The sequence below is a fragment of the Shewanella sp. AC91-MNA-CIBAN-0169 genome, from assembly GCF_040310165.1.
Classification (GTDB): domain Bacteria; phylum Pseudomonadota; class Gammaproteobacteria; order Enterobacterales; family Shewanellaceae; genus Shewanella.
In genome coordinates this window covers 226,724-251,015 of sequence record NZ_JBEOPM010000001.1, presented here as the reverse complement: position 1 = coordinate 251,015, position 24,292 = coordinate 226,724, and the positions used below count along the sequence as shown (strand labels likewise).

At 43.2% G+C, this 24,292-nt stretch carries 21 protein-coding genes; 9 read left to right on the top strand and 12 right to left on the bottom strand.

Annotated features, from left to right (window positions below):
* Positions 1 to 170: 170 nt before the first annotated feature.
* Positions 171 to 4,400: a formate dehydrogenase subunit alpha gene (gene fdhF, locus AAEY98_RS01055; protein WP_351014587.1), complete on the top strand. Its 4,230-nt coding sequence runs from the start codon at positions 171 to 173 to the stop codon at positions 4,398 to 4,400.
* 279 nt (positions 4,401 to 4,679) lie between these two features.
* Here fdhF and AAEY98_RS01050 read toward each other — a convergent pair whose 3' ends face one another.
* The 4 genes from AAEY98_RS01050 to AAEY98_RS01035 form a co-directional block, all read right to left on the bottom strand.
* The gene (locus AAEY98_RS01050) at positions 4,680 to 5,534 is read right to left on the bottom strand and encodes a universal stress protein (protein ID WP_351014585.1); all 855 of its coding nucleotides are present in this window, start codon (positions 5,532 to 5,534) and stop codon (positions 4,680 to 4,682) included.
* A gap of 32 nt (positions 5,535 to 5,566) precedes the next feature.
* The gene (locus tag AAEY98_RS01045; protein WP_101085950.1) at positions 5,567 to 7,057 is read right to left on the bottom strand and encodes a SulP family inorganic anion transporter; all 1,491 of its coding nucleotides are present in this window, start codon (positions 7,055 to 7,057) and stop codon (positions 5,567 to 5,569) included.
* Between the two features lie 439 nt (positions 7,058 to 7,496).
* Complete coding sequence (locus AAEY98_RS01040) at positions 7,497 to 7,694, bottom strand: hypothetical protein (protein WP_351014583.1); 198 nt, start codon at positions 7,692 to 7,694, stop codon at positions 7,497 to 7,499.
* Between the two features lie 44 nt (positions 7,695 to 7,738).
* A complete protein-coding gene (locus AAEY98_RS01035; protein WP_351014581.1) occupies positions 7,739 to 7,960 on the bottom strand; it encodes a hypothetical protein in 222 nt (73 codons plus the stop codon).
* Between the two features lie 325 nt (positions 7,961 to 8,285).
* Between AAEY98_RS01035 and AAEY98_RS01030 the strand changes: the two genes are divergently transcribed.
* On the top strand, positions 8,286 to 9,128 hold the full coding sequence (locus AAEY98_RS01030) for a sulfotransferase domain-containing protein (RefSeq protein WP_101085953.1): 843 nt from the start codon (positions 8,286 to 8,288) through the stop codon (positions 9,126 to 9,128).
* A gap of 109 nt (positions 9,129 to 9,237) precedes the next feature.
* Here the strand turns inward: AAEY98_RS01030 and lgt are convergent, their stop codons facing one another.
* On the bottom strand, positions 9,238 to 10,014 hold the full coding sequence (lgt, locus tag AAEY98_RS01025; protein ID WP_101085954.1) for a prolipoprotein diacylglyceryl transferase: 777 nt from the start codon (positions 10,012 to 10,014) through the stop codon (positions 9,238 to 9,240).
* Positions 10,015 to 10,195: 181 nt separating this feature from the next.
* On the opposite strand from lgt, the gene AAEY98_RS01020 reads away from it, so the two are divergent.
* Together AAEY98_RS01020 and AAEY98_RS01015 are read left to right on the top strand one after the other, a co-directional pair.
* A complete protein-coding gene (locus AAEY98_RS01020) occupies positions 10,196 to 11,041 on the top strand; it encodes a pseudouridine synthase family protein (RefSeq protein WP_351014579.1) in 846 nt (281 codons plus the stop codon).
* A 79-nt stretch (positions 11,042 to 11,120) separates the two neighbouring features.
* Positions 11,121 to 11,852 (top strand): DUF2057 domain-containing protein, encoded by a 732-nt coding sequence (locus AAEY98_RS01015; RefSeq protein WP_351014577.1) that lies wholly within the window; start codon positions 11,121 to 11,123, stop codon positions 11,850 to 11,852.
* A 325-nt stretch (positions 11,853 to 12,177) separates the two neighbouring features.
* On the opposite strand, the gene ybaK is transcribed toward AAEY98_RS01015, so the two are convergent.
* Together ybaK and AAEY98_RS01005 are read right to left on the bottom strand one after the other, a co-directional pair.
* Positions 12,178 to 12,651 (bottom strand): Cys-tRNA(Pro) deacylase, encoded by a 474-nt coding sequence (ybaK, locus tag AAEY98_RS01010; protein WP_162022404.1) that lies wholly within the window; start codon positions 12,649 to 12,651, stop codon positions 12,178 to 12,180.
* A 10-nt stretch (positions 12,652 to 12,661) separates the two neighbouring features.
* Entirely contained in the window at positions 12,662 to 13,630 is a 969-nt protein-coding gene (locus tag AAEY98_RS01005; protein ID WP_351014575.1) for a TDT family transporter, read from the bottom strand.
* A 217-nt stretch (positions 13,631 to 13,847) separates the two neighbouring features.
* Here AAEY98_RS01005 and AAEY98_RS01000 point away from each other — a divergent pair, with 217 nt between their 5' ends.
* Positions 13,848 to 14,750 (top strand): LysR substrate-binding domain-containing protein, encoded by a 903-nt coding sequence (locus AAEY98_RS01000; protein WP_351014573.1) that lies wholly within the window; start codon positions 13,848 to 13,850, stop codon positions 14,748 to 14,750.
* A gap of 749 nt (positions 14,751 to 15,499) precedes the next feature.
* Here the strand turns inward: AAEY98_RS01000 and AAEY98_RS00995 are convergent.
* The 3 genes from AAEY98_RS00995 to AAEY98_RS00985 all read right to left on the bottom strand — a co-directional run bounded on the left by AAEY98_RS00995 (position 15,500) and on the right by AAEY98_RS00985 (position 17,596).
* On the bottom strand, positions 15,500 to 16,066 hold the full coding sequence (locus AAEY98_RS00995; RefSeq protein ID WP_351014571.1) for a hypothetical protein: 567 nt from the start codon (positions 16,064 to 16,066) through the stop codon (positions 15,500 to 15,502).
* 53 nt (positions 16,067 to 16,119) lie between these two features.
* On the bottom strand, positions 16,120 to 16,254 hold the full coding sequence (locus AAEY98_RS00990) for a hypothetical protein (RefSeq protein WP_351014569.1): 135 nt from the start codon (positions 16,252 to 16,254) through the stop codon (positions 16,120 to 16,122).
* 703 nt (positions 16,255 to 16,957) lie between these two features.
* Positions 16,958 to 17,596 carry an NAD(P)-dependent oxidoreductase gene (locus tag AAEY98_RS00985; protein WP_351014567.1) on the bottom strand — a complete coding sequence of 213 codons (639 nt, stop codon included), beginning with the start codon at positions 17,594 to 17,596 and terminating at the stop codon, positions 16,958 to 16,960.
* A 203-nt stretch (positions 17,597 to 17,799) separates the two neighbouring features.
* Here AAEY98_RS00985 and AAEY98_RS00980 point away from each other — a divergent pair, with 203 nt between their 5' ends.
* From AAEY98_RS00980 to AAEY98_RS00965, 4 genes are read left to right on the top strand one after another with little or no spacing between them, the layout of a single operon-like run.
* On the top strand, positions 17,800 to 19,314 hold the full coding sequence (locus tag AAEY98_RS00980) for a cryptochrome/deoxyribodipyrimidine photo-lyase family protein (protein ID WP_351014566.1): 1,515 nt from the start codon (positions 17,800 to 17,802) through the stop codon (positions 19,312 to 19,314).
* Positions 19,304 to 19,444: a DUF2256 domain-containing protein gene (locus AAEY98_RS00975; RefSeq protein WP_351014564.1), complete on the top strand. Its 141-nt coding sequence runs from the start codon at positions 19,304 to 19,306 to the stop codon at positions 19,442 to 19,444. Before AAEY98_RS00980 ends, AAEY98_RS00975 begins: the two co-directional genes overlap by 11 nt.
* Before the next feature lie 11 nt (positions 19,445 to 19,455).
* On the top strand, positions 19,456 to 21,042 hold the full coding sequence (locus AAEY98_RS00970; RefSeq protein ID WP_351014562.1) for a cryptochrome/photolyase family protein: 1,587 nt from the start codon (positions 19,456 to 19,458) through the stop codon (positions 21,040 to 21,042).
* 28 nt (positions 21,043 to 21,070) lie between these two features.
* Positions 21,071 to 21,970 (top strand): LysR family transcriptional regulator, encoded by a 900-nt coding sequence (locus AAEY98_RS00965; protein WP_192115614.1) that lies wholly within the window; start codon positions 21,071 to 21,073, stop codon positions 21,968 to 21,970.
* 203 nt (positions 21,971 to 22,173) lie between these two features.
* Here the strand turns inward: AAEY98_RS00965 and AAEY98_RS00960 are convergent, their stop codons facing one another.
* A complete protein-coding gene (locus AAEY98_RS00960; protein ID WP_351014559.1) occupies positions 22,174 to 22,968 on the bottom strand; it encodes an alpha/beta fold hydrolase in 795 nt (264 codons plus the stop codon).
* 63 nt (positions 22,969 to 23,031) lie between these two features.
* A complete protein-coding gene (locus AAEY98_RS00955; protein ID WP_182745043.1) occupies positions 23,032 to 24,051 on the bottom strand; it encodes a DUF2817 domain-containing protein in 1,020 nt (339 codons plus the stop codon).
* Between the last annotated feature and the right edge of the window lie 241 nt (positions 24,052 to 24,292).

Below are 24,292 nucleotides of genomic sequence, written 5' to 3'. Positions count from 1 at the left end.
AACTTGATGCATAGACTGTAGATGCGAGCGCAAGGTTATCAGCTTAATCTGCCATTGCTGACATTAACCCCATTTTAGGTTTAGTTTTTTATCCCTATTGACGCCCTACTCGTCCCATCCTCAAAGGCATTAGACTTTGCCCGTGACTCAAAAAATGAAAAGGCTTTGCAATGATTGATATCACTATCGACGGAACAACACTTTCGCTTCCTAAAGCAGACAGCTTGTTAAAGGCAGCAAAAAACGCCGGTATTAACATCCCTAGCTTATGTGATTATTCTCATCGCCAAGAGAGACAACACTGCAATTTGTGCCAAGTACAAATCAAAAACCATGATGGCAGCTTACGATGTGTTCGTGCCTGTGAAACCCCGCTTGAAACCGGCTTAGAGGTCATTACCCAGTCGAGCCACTTAAGCCACCTTCGGCAACAAGCACTCAAAGATATTCTGAGTGATCACTTTGCGGATTGTGAAGCACCTTGCCAAACCGCCTGTCCTGCCGGCGTTGACGTGCAGTCGTACCTGTATCATATCGGCAGAGGTGATCATAAAGAAGCCGTCAAAGTCATCAAGCAAACCTTACCTTTACCCTTGTCTATTGGCCGTGTTTGCCCGGCTTTTTGTGAAGCCCAGTGTCGCCGCGGACTAGTAGATGAACCTGTGGCAATTCGCCAATTAAAACGTCATGCAGCAGACTTAGATTTACAAGATGCAGAGTCTTATGCTCCGCCAAAAGCACCCGCTACCAACAAGCGCATTGCGATTATCGGCAGTGGCCCAGCAGGGCTAACCGCGGGTTATTATTTGTCTAATAATGGTCACGATGTCACCATTATGGAGTCGGCTCCTAAAGCAGGGGGCTGGTTACGTTACGGTATTCCTGAGTACCGCTTACCTAAAGATATACTCGATAAAGAGATTGAACTGCTCACCCGCAACGGACTTAAGATTGAAACTGGAGTTGAACTGGGTCGTGATACCAATTTAACCGAGTTAGTGGCCAATTATGATGCGGTTTGCCTTGCTATTGGGGCACAAAAAGCCATGCCAATGAATTATCCTGGCAGTGATTTAATCGGCTGTTATTTAGGTGTGGACTATTTACGCGATTATTGCACCGACAAAAAATTCATTACAGGCAAAAAAGTGGCCGTCATTGGTGGCGGTAATACTGCCATTGATTGCGCCCGTACCGCTGTCCGTGATGGTGCTGATGTGACCTTAATCTATCGTCGTAGCCGTGATGAAATGCCAGCTGAGCCCTATGAAATACATGAAGCAGAAGAGGAAGGGGTTAAGTTTCATTTTCTCACTAATCCTCTGGAAAACCACAGCGATGACCAAGGCCGGGTTAAATCCGTCACCTTTGCTAAAATGGCGCTCGGCGAGCCCGATGAATCTGGTCGCCGTTCTCCTAAAGCGACTGGCGAAACCTTTGAAGAAGCATTCGACACTGTAATTCCTGCGGTATCTCAACAAGTGGATTTAGCCTTTTTAGACCAGCCAGAAAATCAAATAGACACTGGCCATATCGCCCTGACCCGCTGGCATACTTTCCTTGGCTGCGAGCAAACCATGTCTGCTGGAGTGGAAAAGCTATTTGTTATCGGTGATTCCCGCACCGGCCCAGGTACTGCAGTTGGTGCGGTGGCAGACGGTCGAAAAGCCGCTGAAGCCATTGAAGGATTATTAACTGAAGGCTTAACATGTCATTTAGAGCCTGGACTATTTAACTCACGAAAAGCCAACAAAACAGCCTCGTTATCTGCAGCGCTACATCCCAACGCTTACCCTAACTTATACCCTGAGACAGCCAAACGTCGTCGCTTAAAAATGCCAGAGCTAAACCAGCTCAATCGAGCGCTTAACTTTGCCGAAGTAGAGCTAGGATTCATTCCCGATGAAGCAATGCAAGAAGCTATGCGTTGTTTGGAGTGTGCTTGCCAAGCCAATACCGATTGTAAGTTACGCGACTATGCCACCGAATATAAAGTCGACGGAAAAACACTGGATCAAACTCAGTCGCGTAAATTTAAAGTCGATAACAGTGCGCCTTTTATTACTTTCGACGCTAATCGCTGTATCAGTTGCGCCGCTTGCATTGACGCTTGCCATCAACAAAGTGGTCATAACGTTATCAGCTTTGAAGCCAATAGTTATCAAGCACTACCCGATGCTACAACAGCAGGCATTAGCCGCAACGCCCCTCGTGTTGGCTTTACTGCGTCGATGAATGACAGTGATTGTGTGCAATGCGGTAACTGTGTTCAAGTTTGCCCTACTGGCGCTTTGGTTGATGCCCGCGATAAAACCCAAGGCAGCGACAGAGCGTTAACCAAAACCTCAACCGTGTGCACATATTGTGGTGTCGGTTGCCGGGTTGAACTGCATGTCGACCCGGCCAAAAATCATGTAATGCGAGTATCTGGCGATACTCAATCAGTGGTCAATGAAGGCATGTTATGTGTTAAAGGGCGCTCTGGTTTTGACTTTTTAAACAGCCCTAAACGCCTTACCACACCATTAATTCGCAAAAATGGTCAGCTAGAACCGGCCAGCTGGAGCGAGGCCATTAACTATATAGCACAGCAACTTCAACCGATTAAAGATGCTGCTGGGCCAAGCAAGTTTGCGGCATTGTCTTCAGCTAAATGCACCAATGAAGAAAACTATTTAATGCAAAAATTCGCCCGTAGCATTATGGGCACTAATAACATCGATCACTGCGCACGACTATGTCATTCATCATCTGTTGCAGGGTTATCCGATACCATTGGCGGCGGGGCCATGACCAATGATATTCCCAGTATCAAAGAGTCCGATGTTATTTTTATTATCGGCTCCGATACCACCAGCGCCCATCCTATTATCGCCTCTCACATTAAAAGAGCGGTCAGCCAACACGGCGCGCGCTTAATTGTGGCGGACCCAAAGAGAACGGCTATTGCAGACAGTGCCCATTTATATGTGTCACATAAACCGGGCACAGATGTGATGTTACTCAATGCCATCATGCAGCAAATTATCATCAATAACTGGCAAGACATGCACTACATCAATAGCCGTATTGAAGACTATGAATTGCTCAAGCAAGAAGTGATGAAGCCAGATTACAACTTAGCCAATGCAGCGTTAATTACTGGTGTGAGCGCTGAAAACATTGCCGCTATGGCAAAAATGATTGGTACCGCGGATAAAACCGCCTTGTATTATGCCATGGGAATTACTCAACATACCTCGGGTTATGACAACGTTGTGTCCACCTCTAACTTGCAATTGCTGTGTGGCAACATTGGCGTGACGGGCGGCGGACTCAATCCACTACGTGGCCAAAGTAATGTGCAAGGTGCCTGTGATATGGGCGCGTTACCCAATTATTATCCCGGTTATCAGCAAGTCGATAACCCACTCAATAACGTTAAATTTGCCAAAGCTTGGGGCAATACATCGCTAAATTTAGAGATAGGATTAGCAGCAACTGAAATCATGCAGGCTATTGTCAAAGGTAAACTCGATGCTCTGTATGTATTGGGTGAAAACCCAGTGCTAAGCGATCCGGACCAAGCTCACGTAATCGCTGCACTATCCAAAATTAAATTTATGGTAGTGCAAGATATCTTTCTAACCGAAACCGCGCAGATGGCCCATGTGGTACTACCCGCAACTGCCTTTGCCGAAAAAGATGGCCATTTCACTAATACAGAACGTCGGGTACAACAATTACGTGTCGCGTTAACCCCTCCTGGGGATGCGATTGTAGACTGGAAAATTATCCAAATGATTGCCAACAGCCTTGATGCTAATTGGAATTACCACAGCACCAAAGATATCTGGCAAGAAATTAACCACGTCACCCCGCAATATCAAGGCCTTACCTGGCAACGACTTGAACATAAGGTAGATGGTTTACAGTGGCCATGCTTTGATGAAAACCATCCTGGCACACCGATTTTGCATACCGAAACATTTTTACGTGGTAAAGGCAGGATGATGCCAGTGAGCTATCGACTACCTGCCGAAATGCCCGATAGCGAATATCCATTAACCCTTTCAACAGGCCGTTTACTGGAACAATTCCATACTGGTACTATGACGCGCAAAACCCCGGAACTGGATATTAAAGGGTCGCCCAGAGTAATGATTTCGGTTTTTGATGCCGAGCAATTGGGAGTCAATAACGGTGATATGTTGAAACTGAGTACTCGCCGCGGAGAAATAGACATAGCCGCCTTTGTGACTAAGCGGGCTCAGGTAGGAGTATTATTTTTACCATTCCACTTTGCCGAAGCCGCAGCCAATAAACTGACCATTAATGCATTAGATCCCATTGCAAAAATTCCAGAATATAAGGTGTGTGCTGTAAAAGCAGAAAAGTCACTGCAGCCAAGTGTTGGATGACAAGCGGTAACGAGCGGTAACGAGCGATAACAAGCGATAACAAGCCAAGCGCCTAGGTGCTAGATCCTTCTATCCGTAAGCGCAGCGTTCGCTTGTCACCGCTTGTTATCATTTTTTAAACTATCCCTATCCCAGAGATAATGAGCGGTATCAAGCGATAACAAGCCAGGCGCCTAGGTGCTAGATCCTTCTATCCGTAAGCGCAGCGTTCGCTTGTCACCGCTTGTTATCATTTTTTTAAGCTATCCCTAGCAGCGAAGCGACGCTAGTCTTTTTTGCTTAACGCAACAATAACAACGGGATGTGGCTTTTACTGATCATCCGTGTCGTGTTACTACCAACAAAAAACTCACGAATACGTGAATGACCATAAGCACCCATTACCATTAAATCAATTTGGTGTGCTAGCTGGTAAGCCTCTAGAGCCGTTTGCACCTCGCCCTGACAAACCGCAGTTGTTACCTCAAAACCAGCCTCGGTAAGAGAGTCTGCAACTGAAGTCAATTCGGTCAGCGCTTGAGACTGATTGTCAGACACCATCACTAAATGGCATGCGAGCCCTTTAAGTAGTGGGCTGCTTATCACGCGTTCAAGCACGGTTTTCGAAGTAGCACTGCCGTCATAAGCAATCATAAAACGGCTTGGCATTGTAAAATCAGCCATCACCACTAAAATCGGCTGTTTAAGCGTGCGTATAACACTTTCTAAATGACTGCCAATCGCTTGCGCTTGATCTTGATGTTGCTCACCTTGACGACCAATAACCACCAGTCTGGCATCAGCTTCTTGCTCAAGCAGCGTTTCAACTAAATCGCCATGGCGCTGCAGTATTTGCACAGTCACAGAAGGTTGCGCCGCCACAATGCTCGTTTGCGCATCTTGTAGCATATATTTACCTTGTTCGAGCGCGAGTTTGCTCATGCGCCCTTCAAGTTCAACCATTTCAGCAAGCAGATGCTCTCGGCTTCCAAGGCCAATATTTCCCGACAGATTTAACTCTGTAGGATAGGCAGACTTATCCAATACATGTAGTAAAGTCACAGGGGCATTCAACTGCATAGCCGCCCACCCACTAGCATCAGATACCGCGCGTGTTGCTTTTGAACCGTCGATACAGGCAATCACATTTGTCATCTTTATTATCCTTTTATGGTGTGGCTATGGGCTTAGTGACCTGACATCATTTTTTCAACGTCTTCGGGTTTATCATGCACACCAAATTTATCCACAATGGTAGCGCTGGCTTCGTTAAGACCAATTAACTCAACTTCAGTGCCCTCGCGGCGGAATTTAATCACCACTTTATCGAGCGCCGATACCGCAGTAATATCCCAAAAATGTGCCAAAGATAAATCAATAGTCACCTTATCAACCACTTCTCTGAAATCAAATGAGTTGCTGAACTTATCTGCTGAGGCAAAAAAGACTTGGCCAATAATTTGATAATGACGGCCAGTGTCTGCTGAAGTGTCGGTGTTTTTAACCACCATAAAACGGCCCACTTTATTGGCAAAAAATAACGAGGCAAGTAACACACCTACAAATACCCCAATCGCTAAATTATGGGTAGCGACAACCACAACAACTGTGGCAACCATCACAAGATTGGTCGATAAAGGATGATGTTTAAGATTACGAATAGAATCCCAAGAGAAGGTTCCAATAGACACCATGATCATCACGGCAACGAGTGCAGCCATAGGGATCATTTTTAACCAATCACCTAAAAACACGATCAAGATTAGCAAAAACAAACCGGCAGAGAATGTCGACAAACGCCCACGCCCGCCTGATTTAACGTTGATAATTGATTGACCAATCATGGCACAACCTGCCATGCCGCCCAATAAACCAGCACCGATATTCGCAATACCTTGGCCCTTGCATTCGCGGTTTTTATCGCTTGGCGTATCGGTTAAATCATCAACAATGGTCGCTGTCATCATCGATTCCAATAAACCCACAACAGCAAGACCAGCAGAGTAAGGGAAGATAATCATTAACGTTTCAAGGGTTAATGGCACTTCTGGCCAAAGGAAGATTGGTAACGTATCAGGAAGTTGTCCCATATCGCCTACGGTACGGATATCTAATCCCATGTAAACCGCAAAAATGGTTAAGCCGACAATACAGATCAAAGGTGACGGCAATGATTTACCAATAACTGGGATGAGTGGGAATAAGTAAATAATACCCAGTCCAGCGGCGGTCATAGCGTATACATGCCACGTCACATCTGTGAGCTCTGGCAACTGCGCCATAAAGATCAGAATGGCGAGTGCGTTCACAAAGCCGGTCACCACCGAACGCGAGACAAAACGCATCAAACTACCAAGCTTTAAGTAACCTGCTGCAATTTGAAATATGCCGGTCAATAACGTTGCTGCTAATAAATACTCAAGACCATGCTCTTTAACTAAGGTCACCATCAATAGCGCCATAGCACCCGTGGCCGCAGAGATCATTCCAGGACGTCCACCCGTAAACGCGATGACCACAGCGATACAGAATGAAGCGTACAAACCCACTTTTGGATCAACCCCAGCAATAATAGAAAAGGCAATCGCCTCAGGAATTAACGCTAGCGCGACGACTATACCTGCTAACAGATCTCCACGGATGTTGGAAAACCATTCTTTTTTCATGTTTTGTATCATGTATTTTACTCTGTTTTAATGTTAGCCAATATGCCAATAACATATGTTAACGCCTGATATATCAGCGTGCGTCAGCGGTGAAATTAACTCATTAATGCGACAAAATGATATTGGATAGTGATATACAACAAAAACTACCAACATGGCAGCAATTACGGACGGATCTTAACGATCCAAATAGGGAGGGAAAACTAATGCGGCTTAATATTCATTATGGAAAAACGACCTCGGCAATATGTGTAAATTAGGCTTAAAATTTATTAAACGCGCAGTGCATAAAAATGCAGCGGCAAGTATAAAGGGTTGCATAAGTAAAATCAAAGCGTTTAAACAGTAACGCCGCGGACACGTTTACTGGTTTAGAGCCTTGTCAGAGCAGTTAAAGTGGATACAACACTCAGCTATCCCCTTTTAATGCTCAACTGAACAAAGCCCAACGTTATGATGAAGAGATAACCGCAATTTTTTCTGAGGTAAATTTGTTGTACGCAACGATTAAGCCGTAAGCCATTAATACTGAAACACACTCTGAAATAGAACCCAATAACCGGAATGCTTCATAAACAGAGCGAGGAATTAACGTTGCATAAGTTGACCCGAAACTTATTATCACTAGCAGAAAAAATGGTAACTGCATCAAAACAGCAGCCTTAACATTAAAAGGAGACCTAGGAACAACCTTTAATTGCTTGCGGTTTCAGCGCCTAAATTAACATCATTTTTGAGCATCAACACCACTAAATAGATCAAACCAAATAGCGGTACAATTGATAATACAGCGCCAAGCACGCCCGCCATAATCGGTGATTGTGTTTTACGACGACCAAGAAAATAACTGATAACACCCACTAGCAATGCGAAAATAACAATTAACTGGCCAATCAGCGTTGCATTAATATTCATCAAAACTCTCCTTGTTGTTTTATACATAATACAGCCTAAAATACCTCTACCAAACGGTCGCAAGGCATTTATTAACAAGCATGCTACATTTGCTAGCGATTTGATGCAAAGCGATTTGATGCAAAGCAATTAATGTCAGCGCTTAACAATAAACCATGCGCTATGAAGCTTGAAATTCATTACAGCATTTACATTTAGCGACATTATCGTTGTTATAATCACAGTTTAATCCCTATACAAACACCCCAGTAAACTTGCCATTTTGCACAATTATCGGTAGTTTTACTGCATTGAAAGACGTAAAAATAATAACAAAGGATTACGGATGGGAAACATACTTTGGGTGGCCTCTTACCCTAAATCGGGTAACACTTGGGTACGCGCATTTTTAGAAAACTATATTCAAAATCAAGATCAACCGATTGATATTAATACCATGCACACCATTTCGACGGCAGAGTCGGCCGCGCATCGTTACCAGCATTATTTACCAAAAGACAAAGCTGCCACCACCGAGCTGACGTTAGAAGAGGTGAGTGTATTGCGGCCACAGGTTCAGGCTGATATTGCGCATCAAGCTAATGGCACCACATTTGTAAAAACCCACAACTACCTAGGCGAATACAACGGTCATCCACTGCATAATTCCTCAGTCACATCTGGGGCAATTTATGTGGTTCGTAACCCGCTAGATGTGGCAATCTCAATGGCCAATTACTTTGGTTACAGCATCGATGAAGCCATAGCTTATATGGCAGAAGAAATGACTGGCACGCCAAATGAAGCACCGCATGTGCCACAAATTATTACCTCTTGGTCTATGCATGTGTCTAGCTGGACTGCCGATGATGCCTCAAAGCTGATTTTACGCTATGAGGATATGCTAGATGATCCTAAAAAGGTCTTCCGTAAAGTAGAATCCTTTTTAGGTTTGAAAAAAGATCCTGTCCGCCTGAAAAATGCCATTAAGCACTCTTCTTTTGCTCAATTGAAAGCCCAAGAAACTAAACTCGGCTTTGTTGAAAAACATGAAAATGCTAATGCCTTCTTTAGAAATGGTGGCAAGCATCAGTGGAAAACCAAACTGACACCAGAACAAGTACAAAAAATTGTTGATACCCATTACGAACAAATGAAGCGATTTAAGTATTTACCAGCAGGTATGTAATGCCAAGTAAAAGGCATTAAATCCTGACTCAGATTACTCATAAAAAAACGTCCTATCGCATTAGCCATAGGACGTTTTTATTGGATATCACTTTCAGTTTGTAAGCATATTAGCTGCGTTTACGGTAAGCCATAACCAGCAACACAATACCCGCGAATAGAAACGGTAAACTTAACCACTGGCCGGCACTGAGCATTGACTCATGATATGCCGCCTGGCTGACTTTCACGCTTTCAATCGCGATACGCGCAGTAAAGACCAATACCAAAAACAAACCAAAGATAGCGCCGTGTTTTTGCTTCATATTGGTGTATTTATAAATGGCGAATAAGCCGATAAATATTAATAAATAGGCAAACGATTCATACAACTGCGCAGGATGGCGCGGCAACATATCAATACGTTTAAAAATAATGCCCCATGGCTGATTAGTGGGTTCGCCCAAAATTTCTGAATTAGCAAAGTTCGCCATACGCACAAAAAAGCCAAATATGGCTGTCGCAATAGCTAAACGATCGAGTAAAAACAAAAACGGTAACTTCACTTTACGTTGGTAAAAATACAGACCCAATATCGCTCCTAACCCGCCGCCATGGCTAGCAAGGCCGCCTTCCCAAATCGCAAATATCTTCAGCGGATGAGCAAAGTAATACCCAGGGTCATAAAAAATACAATGAGCTAAACGAGCCCCAACAATAATGCCAATAACGCAATACACTAATAGGTTATCAAGAGACTCAACATCTAAGCCTTCTTTTTTGTAAAAGTGCTTCATCACCTGAAAACCAGTGGCTATAGCCAACGCAAAAAGCGCGCCGTACCAATGTACGGTTAATCCCATAAACGAGACTAATATAGGATCAAAATCCCAAACGATGTGTTCCAAGTTACCTACTCCAGATTGATATGGTGTTTTGTCGCGTTATGCTAAAACAACTTTACGACAGATGATACATAGATACTTAAGCGAAGAGAAAGTTTCATTAACTAATCAACATTGAAGCGCTAAATAAGGTAACATTTAGCGTTATTTACTGCTGATAAACTGCATTGTTAGAGTTAACCAAATGATGGCTGATAAAACCGAATACCATATTGATATTACCGAGCACAGTACTGACGCTATTGAGCTTTTGGCGCAAGCCAGTAGCCTGAGCAAGCAAGTATTGAAAGATGCTATGCAAAAAGGTGCTATCTGGCACAGCCATGGTAAACAAACTAATCGTATTCGCCGTGCAAAAAAGCCTTTGCAACCCGGTGACAAACTGCATCTCTATTACAATCAATACATTTTAGACGAACAAGTCACACCGGCAGAGTTATTGTTTGATGAAGGCGACTACAGCATTTGGTACAAGCCCTATGCTATGCGTTGCCAGGGCTCAAAGTGGAGCGATCACACCACCATTAATCGCTATGCTGAATTAAATATGCAGCCGCAGCGCAATGCCTTTATTATTCATCGTCTAGATCGTGCTGCTACCGGTTTATTAGTATTGGGACACAGTAAAAAAGCCGCTGCCGCTATTGCTAAGCTGTTTGAAACTCGCGAATTGGAAAAGTACTATCAAGTGATTGTTGAAGGTGAGTTTCCGAGCAATCCCGTTACCATTGATACTCCGGTCGATAATAAACCGGCGTTATCCCACGCCACCTTACTGACCTACAACTCAGAGTTGAATCAATCCAAGGTACAGGTAAAAATAGACACCGGCCGTAAACATCAAATTAGGATTCATATGGCTAGCTTAGGCCACCCGGTTGTAGGCGACCGTTTGCATGGCAATGGCGACGAGCACTCGCCCGACCTTGCACTGACATCGTGTTATTTCCGTTTTGTTTGCCCATTAAGCAACATGCTAAAAACCTTTGAACTGCCAGAGCATTACCGACCAGCATTTATTACCACTTAAGCTATTAGGAAATTAAGCAATTATTGTGCTTACACATAACACACAATATTGTTCATCAACATCAATGGAATAACATACTATGCGTCATATCATCGCGTTACTTTGTCTTACTCTTAGCCCTATGGGCATCGCCGCCAGTTTACAACTGCCAGACAGAGTCGAAACGGTATTAGTTAACGGTAAAGCATCACAACAGCAATCTAGTGTAAAACTGGACTTAAGCATGCCCGATAACATGCAACAAATCGCTTTTCGCTATCAAGCCCGTTATCGCGATAATGGCAGCCAAAATAATTTTGTTTCTGATGTTGTTATCTTGCGTTTTCAGGCCAGCGAGCAAAACTACCAACTCACATTGCCGACCATTAACTCTGCCTCACGCGCCAATCAATTTAATGATCAACCCACTATAACGTTAACCGACAATACGGGTAAAAGCATTGTATTTACTCAAGATAAACTGATGAAATCAGGCTTACAAATTGGCCGTGATTTTGCTCAAGAGATCGCACAATATAATGAATCTGGCGCCATAGCTGCAATTGCATCAGCTAAACCTATCAACAAAAAAACAGCTACTGCAGCGCCAATTGCACCAGTAGTACCAATAGTACCAATAGCGCCAGTAGCGCCAGTAGCGCCAGTACCAGTCACAAAAACGGCAGAGGTTACAGCAAGTAACAATACCGCTAACACTCAGGTTAATAAAACTGAAGATATCACCCAAGCAGAAATCAGTAGAATGCTCGATTATTGGTATCAAAAGGCTAATCTCAATACCCAAGCAGAGTTTAAAGCCAAAATAAATTGATAATGAAGGGTGTTATTGAACGAAGGTAAAACCTAGAGTTTGAACTTGAATAGTTCAACACTCATTCTTTGAGATTAATGATTTTGAGACTCACTCTTTTGAGACGAACTTGTTTAAGAGCAGATATTTTACGATAAAATGTTTGAGATGAATTGTTTGAGGTGAATTGTTTACGGCAAATGTTTACGGCGATCTCTTTATAGCTAACCTTTTATAGCAAACTCTTTGTAGAAAATTATTGGCTGCGAAATGTTGGCTGCGTATTGCTTGCTGACAATGGTCATTAAGCTAACAATCTCATCGGCCAGTTAACGGCAAATAGACATTAACGTTGGGCACAAATATCAGCAAACGTGGCGTTCAATAACCGTTGTAAATCAGCAGGGCTTAACGAAATATCTACGCCTCTTTTGCCGGCGCTAATGTAGATACGTTGATGCTGCTGTGCAGAAATATCGATAACTGTCGGCAGAGGTTTTTTTTGCCCTAATGGGCTCACTCCACCCAGTACATAACCGCTAGAACGCTCAACGACTAATGCCTCTGCCATGCGGGCTTTTTTTGCGCCTGCGGCTTTCGCGATTAACTTCATACTCAACATCGACGACACTGGCACAACCCCAACCACCAGCGCTTGATTATCTAAACTCACCACCAAGGTTTTAAACACTTGTTCCGTTGGCACGCCCAGTTTTTGCGCTGCTTCTAAACCATAAGATTCACTATTAGTATCATGGTGGTATTCATGTACTTCAAAATCTATTTTATGCTTTTTTGCTATCTCAATTGCTGGGGTCATATACGCTCATTTATGGATTAGCCACCAAGACTCTACTCGGTTGATAAAAATGCAGATATCGCAGACAAACATAACTGACAACCACGGTAGCGACAAGCAATTCAAACTCAGCTAATGCATTAATTTGCTGTACATATTCCGCTGCCATGCCAACACTTTCCATCCAAACAGACATTTTAAATAATGCCGTTGCCCCAATCACCATCGGAAACGTAAATGCGGCATAGCCGGGGCTAAAGGGTAAACGCATCAGTTTGAAAAAACACAAATAGATAATTGAGGTCATTAACACCCCAATACCAAATAATAGCCCAACAATGACCGGCGATGGTTGTTCAATTACCGTTAAATAGCCCGCCAAAGATAAACTTGCTGGCGCCGCTAAAATCGCTAAAGTAGGTTTGGCTGCATCTGGGATTTGTTCTGTAAATATAAGACGATAAATCATCATCGGTAACATTATGGCATAACTCAACATGCCAAAGATTAGCGCAGCATGAGCAACCCACGCTAGATGAATATTGCCTGAAAACGACACATCGGCCACCACAATACCAATGGGCGGAATAAACCAACTAGGCACCATATGATGCAGTGAAAATTGTTTACTGCGATGATAAATAAACCCGACCAAAAAGCTGATGTGCAGCAATACTGCAAATGACCATAATAAATCACCTGCGAGTGCAGAGGCATAACTCAGCGAATTCGACACCACCATTAACGCCATTGCAAAAGTAGGTACCACGCTGCCGACCACTGGATGAGCAAGATCCTGGCGTAATAAATCCGAATGTAATAAAAATTTAGCACTTAAAATCAGCAATAATACACTTGCAATGGCAGCCCCAACCCACTGACTATAATGATGTAAATCAACGAGGGTTTCCCAACTCCAACCTAAACTTGCAATTCCCAACGCTAATCCAGCCATAGGGGTTGGAACTGCCGTTAGTGTTTGTTTTACCGCTCGAATCATTACAACCTCAAAAACAACCCATCAGAGAATAAGCTTATATTACGCTTGCACTTTGTTTATATATATCCAATTATATGAAACATACGTTCATAAAAATTGAACGAAATATTAATCATACCAATAACGATGGAAATAAAAATGAAACCGTTCACATTAACTTTATAACCATCAAACTAATGCTATTTCAAACTCACTCTATATCAAACTAAGCGGCGCTATGCACATTTCATTAAAGCAGCTCAACGTGTTTACCAGTGTTACCCAACATAAAACCTTAACCGCTGCAGCCGAGGCACTGTATTTGTCTAAAGCCGCGGTGAGCATGGCACTGGCAGAACTCGAAAAACAATTGGGTCACCCGCTATTTGATCGGGTCAATAATCGCTTGGTGCTGAATCAAGAAGGACACAAGTTATTACCACTGGCCGATGAGCTGCTTAGTAGAGCAAATAATATCAGTCAATTGTTTGATGCAGACCACGCTTTTACGGGTCAATTGAAAATAGGTGCCAGTGACACCTTAGGTAATCATGTTGTACCCGGGTTATTGAGCCATTTTCGTCAGCAACATCAACATTTTTCACAAAGCGTGGTGATTTCCAATTCACGTCTAATCTGCCAAAAACTACTGGATTACGAGTTAGACATTGGCTTGATTGAGGGTAAAAGTCATCACCCAGAACTCATCGCCACTCAGTTTAGCCATGATGAAATGTGTATTATCGCTGCGCCTCATTTACCCATAAGTCTGCAGGCACAATGGACGTTTAATGATTTAGAACAAAGTGAATGGATATTACGTGAGGCAGGTTCTGGCTCGAGAGAGTTTTTTTTGCGCACTATCGCGCCGCAAATAGAGTCGTGGCATGAAGTGTTTGAACTGAATACCACTGAAGCATTAATTAACAGTGTCGCCGCCGGACTTGGCTTAGGGTGTTTATCTGCTTTGGCGGCACAATATGCGATTAATGATGGCCGTGTGACTCAGCTCGACTCCCCAATTAAGGGGAATCATATCAATATGCAGCGACCGTTTTGGTTGGTGGTTCACAAAGATAAATATCACAGCCCGCTGTTGAAAAGCTTTATTGAGTTTTGTCATCAATGGGATAATTCATAAAGCGATTCTTGGTTGAGTATGGCCTTCGGCCACTAACGTCGTGGCGCTTTGCCATACCTATTTTTAAAACTTCGTTTGAGTTAAGATCGCAAGGTTCCACCCTGCACGGGCCAAATACATCAGACATGCCAGTCACTCTTCTCTGTCATTTCGGTCGCCATTTCCCGTCATTCCGGTCGCCATTTTTCGTCATTCCGGTAATGCTTGTGAGCCGGAATCCAGCTCTATTCTTTGGTTTTAGTCTTGGCGATGGCCTGCGGCCACTAACGTCGTGGCGCTTCGCCATACCTATTTTTCAAACTTCGTTTGAATTAAGATCGCAAGGTTCCACCCTGCACGGGCCAAAAGGGGGATCAACAGCAATCCCCTCTTGGATCACCCCTGCCGTTCCGGCAACATTTTCGCTTTTTAACCAAACAACAGCAGCGAAAAAATTGCGACGGAAATTGATCCAGCTTTTAACTTCATCTGTAACCGTCTTCGGCCTTATTCGAAAATGCTAACGCTTCCGATGGTACATCCTGTACCCCGAAAGCTAGCCTGACGTCCTGTCAGGCTCACGCTATTTTCTTCAACGGCCTCAAGTTCAGAGTTGAATTTAGACTTTTGCAAGCGTTACTAACTCGTTTTTGGACAGAAATGCGTTAGAACTAATGCTCTATTTCGTATGTTTCATATTCATCTTTGTATGGGTGAATGTTTACCTTCGCGTAGCTCGAAAACTCCAAGGTTTGACATAATTAACATCCCTATTTATTCTTGACTCTATTAACATTTAAATTATCAAATAACTCGTAATATTCTTTTGAACTACAACGGCCATCAAAAATATAAGGCGGGGTTCCCTGGGGAAATCCAATCAAATGGCTTAGCCACCCTCCTTCAGCTTGCAACAACCTATAGGTAATTAGTAATTCTCCAGTTTCAGAATCTTCCCATTGTGCTGTAGTAACAACTATCGGAATAGCTTTATGTAAAGTATACATTGCTATACCTTTGTACTTGCTGTTAGCTCTCTCTGTAGACATTGGCCAACCAGTACTTAGAGGTATATCCCGACGCACAACTGATTTCCCGTAAACCTTATCTTTATCGTATAGAAGTGTATTCTCTGTAGTGCATAGAGTATTAAACTGAAACCACCCAACAACTTCATCTACAATAGGGAAAATTAAAATTAAAATAAAGCTCCCCCCTATTATGACCCGCTTTATATTCCCTTTAGGTAAATTAAAAATCGAAGAGAATAGTACCGCTATATTTTTAGCAACAAAAACCCATGCAACCAGTATTAAAATAAGTATTATTCCACTCATATAACATCCAAGATTATTAAATTAATATTACGTCAAGAGCATGTTAACAGTGCTCATAAATTAACCACCGGCATTCCAAAAACCTGTTTCATTGTATTTACAGGATCTTCTCGAAACACTTTTTGAACATTATGTGTATCAATCTCTTTTGAAAAATTTGTTATACCTTTGCTGGCATCCTTATTCACCTGTATAACCTCCAGGGTATGGGTCGTTTCCAAAACAGCAGTAAATACAACTTTACTTGCATTAGTTAATGTAATGATAATCGGAAAGACTGAATTAAGATAGAATTAGCGTTCTATCTCATAATGGGGCAAAAACGAGTTGGTTTTTGACTTAAAAATGTACAAATTTAACTCTGAACTTGAGGGCGTTGAAGAAAATAGCGTGAGTCCTGACATGGATGTCAGGCTAGCTTTCGGGGTACAGGATGTACCATCGGAAGCGTTAGCATTTTCGAATAAGACTGAGGCAGTTACCCAATAAAGTCAAAAGCTGGATCTACCCCATTGCGACCTTTTCGCCGCTCTTGTTTTGCAGATAGCGAAAATGTTGTGGGGCGGCTGGGTGATCCAAGAGGGAATAGCCGTTGGTTTCCTTTTGGTCTGGTGTGGGCGAAGCGCCACGACGTTAGTGGCCGCAGGCCATATCTTAAATACACTTTTATCCAAAAACGTTTTAAAACAGACTCAAATTACATAACCTGTAACTGATAACCCAGTATGATTTTTGAATAAAATGCGCTCAAATATTACCGAGTAACGGCTATGGCCTAATACAAATTAAACCATTGTTTGCCTAATCGATATAACCACCTATGCACCGGATAAAGCATAAAAAAAACAGGCCATTTTGGCCTGTTTCGATTAATCACCCACCCAATATCACTTAGTAAGCAACGCTAATACGTTGATTAATATGCTTAGCATTTTCGGCTTCATCAAGCATGGCTTTGGCATAATCCACTACTGATACTCGGCTTTGGCCTAGTGCATCGGTAAAAAATTCGTTGCCGCCTATACGGTATGGGCCTTCTGACTCACCAGGGAAAATAATCGCTGCGGGGCTAACATAAGTCCACTCGATAGCAGAATCTGTATCACGGAACAACGCTAGTGCCTCACCTTGGGCGATGGCTTCGGCTTTATAATCTGCAGGAAACTCTGGTGTTGACACTAACGTCACGCCTGGTGCGACTTCTAAGCTACCTGCACCGCCAACCCATAACAAACGCGGTGCGCCCGCTTTAGGCAAGTGTTGCAGTAATTGCTTAGCGGTTTGCGCTACTACTTGATGGTTTTGTGCGGCGCGGCCACCGATTGACGCTATAACAACATCAACGTCGGCAAATGCGCTAGCGATGGCATCGCTTGTCATCGTGGTTAAATCAAGCGTACGTACGGCCACATCTTGAGTGACTTTGCTGGCGTCGCGCACTACGGCAATCACTTCATGGCCTCGGCTTATCGCTTGTTGCATGATAGTGCCACCAATCCAACCTGTTGCGCCTAATACTGCTAATTTCATTTTGTGTCTCGCTCTATTAATTATCAATGGAGCTAGTGTAGTGGGTAATCTTTTAGAGATAAATATCGATAATTGCGCTTAATTGTTTCATTTAAAGATACAAATTAAGGTGTAAAATCATTACGTAATTGTGTCCTTAAAAGCAATCTAAACCGCAGGCTAGTGCGTATCTAATGGCTCATTCATCATGAGATTTTGGCGCCATGCCCGACACAATCAAGCAAGCTATTAATATTGTCTGGTTTAAACGCGACTTGCGCTTGTCTGATCATCAACCGCTCGTCGATGCGTTTAACCACAATTTACCCTGCTTGCTCATTTACACCTTTGAGCCATTTATGCTGGCTGACTCGCATTATAATGAACGCCATTGGCGCTTTGTGTGGCAGTCGCTGCAAGATATGAATCAACAACTGCTCCGATTTAACGGACAGGTGTATATGTTCAGTATGCCGATGATTGACTTACTAGATGAGATATCCCAAACATTTGAAATTAAAAATATTTATAGTCATCAAGAGATAGGTTTACACAACAGCTTTGAACGCGATAAAACGGTTGCTCGCTGGTGTAATCAACAGCAAGTTAATTGGCAGCAGTCGCCTACTGGAGCTGTAGTTCGTGGCCGAAAAAATCGTCAGGCATGGGATCAACACTGGCAACAAGTAATGAACAGCCCTATTGCCATCCCCAACTGGCAACTATGTCAGTTACAAAAACTCGATAATCATCAAGACCCGACTCTTGATCATGCCATCATGGCACACTATGATCAGTTTCAAATAGGTGGCCCCAAAGCAGCCAGAACAATACTGAGCAGTTTTTTAACCCATCGGGGTAAAGACTATCAACGCAGTATTTCAAGTCCCAGTTTGAGCCGCACCCACTGCTCACGCTTATCGCCTTATTTAGCATGGGGAAACATCAGTCTAAAGCAAGTATATCAAGCGACATTAACACGTTATAACGAGGTGCAAACCAGCAATAAAGCGTGGAGAAAACCGTTATTGGCGATGATGTCTCGTTTACATTGGCATTGCCATTTTATGCAAAAATTTGAAAGCCAATGCAGCATGGAATTTACCCCGGTTAACCCTGGGTATGTTGATTATCCCTACCGTACCGACGACAAAGTGCAGCAAGATATTCAACGCTGGGCTGACGGCCAAACGGGGATCCCTATTATCGATGCCTGTATGCGTTGTTTAAAAGAAACCGGCTATATCAACTTTAGAATGCGCGCCATGCTAGTCAGCTTTGTGACTCACCATCTCAATATTGCCTGGCAGCATGCCAGCTTACCGCTAGCCAATTATTTTCTCGATTTCGAACCCGGCATCCATTATCCGCAACTGCAAATGCAAGCCTCGGTCACAGGTATTAACACCATAAGGTTATATAACCCCGTAAAGCAGTCACAGGACCAAGACCCACGCGGTGAGTTTATTCGATTGTGGTGCCCAGAGCTCACCAATTTACCCAATGAGTATATTCATCAACCTTGGCAACAACCGCCTATGGAAGCGATTTTTAACGACATTATCTTAGGTCGTGATTATCCAGAGCCAATGATTGATTTAACTCAAGCATCACAAACTGCCCGTGATCGTTTATGGTCGTATCGCGAACAACCTCAAGTTAAACAGCATATTTCTGCGGTATTAACCAGTCATGTACGCCCAAAGCCCAAACAGAAGAAGGCTCGCCATGACTCATAAAAAAACGCATTTAGCCCATAAAATCTGTTTGGTATGCCAACGCCCTTTTGCCTGGCGTAAAAAATGGGCCAAAGATTGGGACAAGGTTAAATATTGTTCTGAACGCTGTCGCCGACATAAATCTAAATAAAGGTAATCACCATGACGACGCTTTACACCCATGCTTCATCAACATTATTGCCGCAAACCAGCACATTGAGACTCATTTTGGGCGATCAACTTAATGCGTCACACTCCTGGTTTAAACAAGTCGATCCTAATGTGGTGTATTTGATTGCCGAGTTGGGACAAGAAGCAAACTACGTCACTCATCATGTGCAAAAGGTCTGCGCCTTTTTTGCCTCTATGGCGCAATTTGCACAGGCCTTAGCCAAGAGTGGTCATCAAGTGATGTACCTAACATTAGATGACACCCAGCACTATGCAGATCTCCCTGCATTACTTGAAAATATCACCACAATCCAGCAACTGACGATATTTGAATATCAACAGCCTGATGAATATCGCTTAGCGCAACAATTGAGTGAACTCGCACTGCCAAAGGTGAGTAAAAACAGCTATGACACAGAACATTTCTTACTGCCATTTGACGATATTCAGCGCGAATTCACACCGAATAAACATGTGAAAATGGAGTTTTTTTATCGACGCATGCGCAAACGCTTTAATGTATTAATGCAAGAGGGTGAACCATTAGGTGGCCAATGGAATTTTGACCAGCAAAACCGTGCGAGCTTTAAAAAGAATGACCTTGCTGATGTTCCTGCGCCCTTGGTATTTGCTAACGATGTCAGTGATATTTTAGCCCGCCTTAAGCGCCATAACATCAACACCATAGGTAAGGCAGAAAGCCAATTATTATGGCCAGTAAATCGACGCCAATCGCGTGAGTTACTCGACTTTTTTTGCCAGCATTTATTGATCCGCTTTGGTCATTTCCAAGATGCGATGACCGAAAATAGCCGTGCGGATTGGAGCTTATATCATTCAAGGCTATCGTTTGCGCTTAACGCTAAAATTATTTCCCCCAGTGAAGTGATTAATAAAGTCATCGCGCATTGGCAAGCGCATCAACATGATATTTCACTGGCTCAAGTTGAAGGTTTTGTTAGGCAAATACTTGGCTGGCGTGAATATGTCCGCGGTATTTATTGGTGCAATATGCCCAACTACGCCACTAAAAATGCCTTACAAGCACAGCGGCCGCTGCCAGGGTATTTTTGGACCGCCAACACCAAGATGAATTGCATGCACCACGCCATAAAACAGTCGCTCGATTATGCCTATGCCCACCATATTCAAAGATTGATGGTGACTGGCTGCTTTAGTTTACTCGCGGGTATCAATCCAGATGAAGTCGACCACTGGTATTTAGGCATTTACATTGATGCCATCGAATGGGTCGAAATGCCCAATACGCGCGGGATGACTCAATTTGCTGACGGCGGAATTGCGGCCACAAAACCTTATGCCGCCAGCGGTAACTATTTGAACAAAATGAGCGACTATTGCAAAAGCTGCCATTACAATGTCAAACTCAAGACAGAACATAACGCCTGCCCATTCAACAGTTTATATTGGCATTTTATTCAGCGGCATCAAGACCAATTTAAACGTAACCCTCGCATGGCAATGGTATATAAAAACTGGCAAAAAATGGATGTGCACACGCAACAGGCCATTATTAACAAAGCCGATAGCCTATTGGAAAATATAGAAAACTTATAACCTTTAGCTGTCGCGACAGGATGATTTTATGGACAAAATATCTGCTATACGCAGCTTTGTTGAAGTGGCCAGTTGTGGCAGCTTTACCCAAGCGGCCGAGCAACTTGGCTTAAGCCGTTTACAAGTGTCGCGCCATATCAAAGAAGTTGAACAATGGTTAGCGTTGCGATTATTACATCGCACTACTCGCCGAGTTAGCCTCACCCTACAGGGCGAAGAAGCGCTTAATTACTGCCAACGGATTTTAAGTGAAGTGACGGCGATGGAAAGTCGCGCCAACAGCCACAATAATGAACTGGTTGGCAGTATTCGTATCGCCTCGCCCATTGGACTTGGGCAACACAAACTGTATGACGTAGTTGAGGCTTTTTGTCAGCAACATCCTCAGGTTAATATTCAGCTGTTACTGTCGGATAATGTCTCGCAATTGGTGAATGACAGAGTCGATATTGCGCTGCGTTATACCCACCAGCCTGATGAAAGCTTAATCGCCAGACGCTTAATGCATATCGACAATGTGGTTTGCGCATCCCCTGACTATCTCGCCAAACATTCGACCATATTGTCAGCTAATGACTTATTACAACACAACTGTTTACGCCACTCGAGCCAACCAAGTTGGGAGATAATCGATGAGTCTCGAACCTGTTTACTTGATGTGAGCGGTAATTTACAGGCCAATGACATGGGTGTATTAATCAATGCGGCATTACGCGGCAATGGTATTGTGTGCTTGCCGACCGATTTAGCTAATCACTATCTTGAACAAGGTGAATTGCTTGAAGTGCTGCCCAACACCACTGCGCCGGGTAAGACGTTGTGGGCGGTTTATTTGTCGCGCAGTTATCAGCAAACGGTCGTCAGAGCCTTTATCGACTTTACCGCTAATGCTTGGCAGCAAGACATTAAAAAATGGCAAGCAAGCTAAATTGAATGATTATGTGATTGAATGAGTAATCGCTACTATTTAGCACTTTCAAATTAGCACTTTCAAATTAGCACTTCCAATTTAGTACTCTCTGTTTAATACTCTCGATTCAGTACTTTCTATTTAAGAAGCACTACTCTATAAGCCCTAATGGATAAGTCCTACTGAATAAGCTCTAATGAATAAGCTCTAATGAATAAGCTCTAACGAATAATTTTCAGCAATAGTTGTTGTAATTGTTGTGGTTGATCAAGGCTGGCATCGTGACCACAGTCGTCTATTTTGTGTAATTGTGTTTGATAAAATACCGCTAACTGTTCGCTGCATTTTGGATGGGCAAGTTTGTCTTGATTAGCGACAATCACGCTAACCGGTATGTCATTCAATACTGGACAGTGAAAACGGGCTGAGGCGTACAATTGGCGTAGCCCATTAATAAATGATGTATGGCATTGCAATCTCAGTATGCTCCAGGCATTAATCACGTCAATACTCTGGCCAAAATGCCTGCTGGTAAAATCTAATACCGTTGCCTCTAGCCAATGACTTTTATCTGTATCAATACTGTTCGACAAGCTGGCGCGTAAAGCCCGAGTGAACACAGCACCCAATGACCTCATTAACTCCAAGCATTGGAATCGTTTATACCAAGGTGACAAGTTGGCCGCACTGCTGTTAATTAACACCACATGCTCAACTCGCGAGCGACACTGCGCCGCCATCGTTAAGGCCAACATTCCTCCCATAGACAACCCAACCAATACTAACTTAACTTGGCTTGGTAGCATGCCCTGTTTTAGCAAGGCGTCATCGATTTGTTGCCACACTGCATCACAATAATCCTGCATTTCACCAGGGCTAGACTGATTAACTAACAGGCCATTACCCGGTAAATCGACGCTAATAACATTCACCGCTTGTTGAGCTAAACGCTGATCAAAACCATACCAATGGCGGCTATCGCGCATTAATCCTCTAAGCAAAACCAAGGTGGTCATCGTTTATCCTCACTTAGCCTCATTTATCCTCACTTATCCTCACTTAGCCTTTTTTAGCCTCACTTAGCCTTTTTTAGTCCAGAAGCGATTCGCTTGTTGAGTCAACTGCGTCAGCTGTTTAGGCTTTATTTGTTCAATAATTTGTGCATAAGCTGCATCGATAATGAACTGCATTAATACCACGTGACGTCGTAAAATACGTTGATGTCGATGTGTTTTCTGCGGATTAAAATAGCCGGGGAAATTAAATAGCTGACGTGGGTTTTTACGCACCCAGGCCCACGAGCCCATTTCTAACGTTAATGGAATAAACGGTTTTTCACTGATATTACTCGCCACTAAGTAATCCCAAATATCGCCATGAGTGCGATAAAAATGACTTTGTGGCGCTAACCGATAATGGCCGTGGTGAGGGTAACCCTTTTCGAATAATTGCATTAAATGATAAATATAACCTATGCCTGCAAACGGTTGCCGAGTATGCGCATGAGGAAACCACAGATGGTCTAGCAAACCAAAACCAGAATGAGCATCCAAGGCAATAACACTGCTACTTTGTTGCTGTAATTGTTGCACATAGTTTACTAATGCTTGGGTTTCTAGCTCCATGCCATTTTGACCACGGTACCAAGGCAAGCGCGGCGAGAGTCGCTGACCACCAACAAGAAAGGTCACGTCTTCGTCTGAATCAATCGGTGCATTACGCATTAAATCAACATTGTTGCCATTGCCTCGGCTACCACGCAAAAAGCCTACCGGATTCACCACAGGTACAAAAGCTAGACGCACGTGTTTGAGTAATTGCTGTAAATGAGTATCCCAAGGTAGTCGATTGAGTAAGCTGTCTAAAAAGGCCAACACCACTTGTGCACCAATACGCTCCACACCATGCACCCCACCAACAAATAACACCGTAGGGCAAGGTTGCTGTTGTTGCCCAAGCTCAATGGCGGTTACCGATAATTTTTCACCACGATAATATAAATTCGCCAGGGACTTATGCCTAAATTGATGCTGATGCTGGGCAATTAAGCGCTTTAAGGTGTCGATCTCGAAAGAATGCTCAAAAGAAAACTTAGCCATTAGCCACTTTTTACGGTCACAAAAATGATCTTAATAAGGTAACCAGTAATTAAGACAAGTTCATGACAACAGAGTGAAAACACTTAGTTCACACACTGCTTAACAATGTTTACATAAAGTAAACAAATCAATGTAGATCATATATTTAGAAATCAATTATTGGCTTTGGTGACTCCTCTCACATTAGCCCTTAAGCAGAACTTTTATCATTATTGATAGAAAATAAAACACTGTAGGCATC